Genomic DNA, 2,429 nt, shown 5'->3' on the forward strand with positions numbered 1-2,429 from the left:
GGCAAGCGGGCCCCGGGGGCGCTGTGCGGCCCGCCTCCCGGGCCCCGCCCGGGGCGGGGGCCGAAGCCGGGGCTCCGCCTGCGGCAGGCGGCGGACGCCCCGGCCCCCGCGCCGCGGGACGGCCCGGCGGCCGCCCCTCGCAGCCGGGACGGAGCATCGGGCTCCGGCGGGGCCGCCCGGCGCAGGCCAAGCGGCGGGCATGAAAAAAGCCGGGCAACGGGTGCCCGGCTTCGTTCGGTCGGCATGGCGGCCCTGGCCTCAGGCGGCGGCGGCGCGCCCGGCCTGGGGGTCGAGGCGGTAGCCGCCACCCTCGGTCAGCAGCAGGGCGGCGTTGGCCGGGTCCGGCTCGATCTTCTGCCGCAGGCGGTAGATGTGCGTCTCCAGCGTGTGCGTGGTGACGGCGGCGTTGTAGCCCCACACCTCGTTCAGCAGGATCTGCCGCGCCACAGGCCGGCCGCCGGCCCGGTAGAGGAACTTCAGGATCGCGGCTTCCTTCTCGGTCAGCCGGATCTTGCGGTTCTTCACCGGCTCCATGAGCATCTTCGCCGAGGGGCGGAAGGTGTAGGGGCCGATGACGAAGACCGCGTCCTCCGAATTGTCGAAGACGCGGAGCTGGGCGCGCAGCCGCGCCAGCAGCTCGCCCACGCGGAAGGGCTTGGCGATGTAGTCGTTGGCGCCGGAATCGAGCCCCCGCACCACATCCTGCTCGCCATCCGCGCCGGTCAGCATGATGATGGGGATCTTCACCCCCTCCTGCCGCAGGCGTGCGCAGAGCTCGCGGCCGTCGCCATCGGGCAGGCCGATGTCGAGCAGCACGGCGTCGCACCGCGAATCGGGCGAGAGCAGCTGTGTCGCCGCCTCGTTCGCCGTGGCGGCTTCCAGAGGCGCGAATTCACCATCCAACGCCAATTGCTCGGACAACGTCGCGCGCAGCGCGTCATCGTCGTCCACGATCAGGATCGGCCGCGGGCCGGTCATGCGCTCTCCCGACTTAGCCTATTGCAAAACATGGCTTCTACCTCCCGGAGTTAGCCGGGCAGCCGGAAGGCCACCAAGCCCTATCCTGACCGTGATGGCCTCACAGGGCAAGACCCACCACCGCGATACGATCATGGGATTCATTTTTCACCACTTTTCTGGGTGGGGTGGCAAGCTGGAACCAAGCGCCACATTGGGGATAACGGAAGACACACCCCATGTGCATGGCTCCCGTGAGAGGCGGAGCGGCACGGGGGCGAGCGGCACACGGAAGGCATCGGATGACCAGCACTGGAAATGTCGCGCCGGATCTGCGGCATGAGGCGGAACTCGGCGCGATCGTGCCGGATGCCGTGGCACTGGCCCTGCGGGCGGTGCATCGCGCGGCCAGCGAGCTGCGCCGCGGCACGCCGGTCCTGATCGCCGAGGCCGGGGCCACGGCCGGGGGGCCGCGCGGCGCGCCTCTGGTGGTGGCCGCCGCCGAGACCGTGGGCGCGCGCGGCCTGGCCGAGATCGCCGCCGCCGCGCTTTCGCCGCCCCTGCTGCTGCTGGCGCCGGTGCGGGCCGCGGCGGTGCTGCAGCGGCCCGTCGCCACCGGCCGGGCGCCGGCCCACGGGCCGGAGGGCCGCCGGCTGGAGGAGGGCGCGGTGGCGCTGCGGCTGCCCGCCGCCCTGCTGGCGCCCGAGGCGCTGCGGCGCCTGGCCGACCCGGTGGCCGAGCGGCTGCTGCCCGAGATGCCCGAGCTGCAGGCCACGCCCCCCCTGGCGCCGGCGGCGCTGGCGCTGGCCAAGCTGGGGCGGCTGCTGCCCGCCCTGGTGGTGGCCCCGGCGCGGGAGGATGCCGCCGCCACGCTCGACCTGCTGACCGTGCCGGCGGCCGAGGTGCTGGCCTACCCCGCCGCCGCCGCCACCAGCCTGACGCGCGTGGCCGAGGCGCGGGTGCCGCTCGAGGATTCCGCCGAGAGCCGCATCGTCGCCTTCCGCGCGGCCGATGGCGGCATCGAGCACCTCGCCATCCTGGTGGGCGAGCCGGAGAAGCTGGCGGCGGCGGGCGGCGCGCCGCTGGTGCGCGCCCATTCCGAATGCTTCACCGGCGACCTGCTGGGCAGCCTGCGCTGCGATTGCGGCCCGCAGCTGCGCGGCGCCATCCGCCGCATGGCGCAGGAGGGGGCCGGCGTGCTGCTCTACCTGGCGCAGGAGGGGCGCGGCATCGGCCTCGTCAACAAGCTGCGCGCCTACACCCTGCAGGACCAGGGGCTGGACACGCTGGATGCCAACCGGGCGCTCGGCTACGGCGCCGACGAGCGCGGCTTCCTGGTGGCGGCCACCATGCTGGAGCAGCTCGGCATCCGCCGCGTGCGGCTGCTGACCAACAACCCGGACAAGATGGCCGGCCTCGCCGCCTGCGGCATCGCGGTGGAGGGGCGGGAGGCGCACCAGTTCGAGGCCAAT

Annotated in this window: 2 protein-coding genes; one reads left to right on the plus strand and one right to left on the minus strand. The window is 74.1% G+C overall.

Annotation, left to right across the window (positions count from 1 at the left end):
* Window positions 1-258 precede the first annotated feature (258 nt).
* Window positions 259-978 carry a response regulator transcription factor gene (locus tag ACZJYS_RS23970; protein WP_109518774.1) on the minus strand — a complete coding sequence of 240 codons (720 nt, stop codon included), beginning with the start codon at window positions 976-978 and terminating at the stop codon, window positions 259-261.
* Between the two features lie 281 nt (window positions 979-1,259).
* On the opposite strand from ACZJYS_RS23970, the gene ACZJYS_RS23975 reads away from it, so the two are divergent.
* A partial coding sequence (locus ACZJYS_RS23975; protein ID WP_493180596.1) for a GTP cyclohydrolase II occupies window positions 1,260-2,429 on the plus strand: 1,170 nt, incomplete at its 3' end.

It is taken from the genome of Roseomonas sp. TS2 (assembly GCF_058833935.1).